At 54.9% G+C, this 654-nt stretch carries 2 pseudogenes; both read right to left on the reverse strand.

The annotated features are described in order from the left end of the window. Positions 1-143 precede the first annotated feature (143 nt). Positions 144-415: pseudogene (locus AC4PR2_RS29485) on the reverse strand (Rpn family recombination-promoting nuclease/putative transposase); the annotation flags it as partial. A 20-nt stretch (positions 416-435) separates the two neighbouring features. Continuing rightward, positions 436-513, reverse strand: a pseudogene (locus AC4PR2_RS29490) (hypothetical protein); the annotation flags it as partial. Positions 514-654 lie beyond the last annotated feature (141 nt).

Below are 654 nucleotides of genomic sequence, written 5' to 3' on the forward strand. Positions count from 1 at the left end.
TGTGACGGTGTCGGCACGACGCCGGACTTCCACTCTTTCGCGTCCAGCACATAATTGTCCCAGCCCTGGTCTTTCAGGGTTTCAGAGGCGTAGGTGAGCCGGAACAGGACGGACTGAGCGGCCAGCTTGCCGCTGCAGGAGCGAAAGAGGTAGTCAAGATGCTGGCGCAGATCGCGCTGACGGATATGTTTCTGCCGCAGGGTCAGGGCGGACATGCTGCGGTGGCCCATAATCTCTTCGTCGGGAATGACCGTCACATCAACCAGCGGAAAATCGCCGGTGTACAGTTTCCCGGCCAGCGCCGGATCATCAAACTCCTGTAGCCAGTTGGTCGGGTACGGGTATGGGCTGCGTTTGCCGGTATAGAAAGTACCGGTATGACCAGTGGCAGCGATTTATGGCCGGCAGATGGATGTCCATGAAGTCGCGGGGTATCTCAGGTTGCGTCAGAAATTGCCGGAAAGTGGCATCATGGGGCGAAGGATTTTTTTTCATGGGGCGGTTGCCGCACATTCGGTCAGCAGCTCACTATTTAGCACTAATATATGGTTCATGGTTAGGAAACTCAATCGCCCCATTTTGAGTTTCCTAACCATGAATCGGGGCGAGAAAGAGTCGCATGTGGTGGGGGATTTAGTGCGGTAATACGAAAAA

The sequence above is a fragment of the Serratia sp. A07 genome, assembly GCF_058725505.1.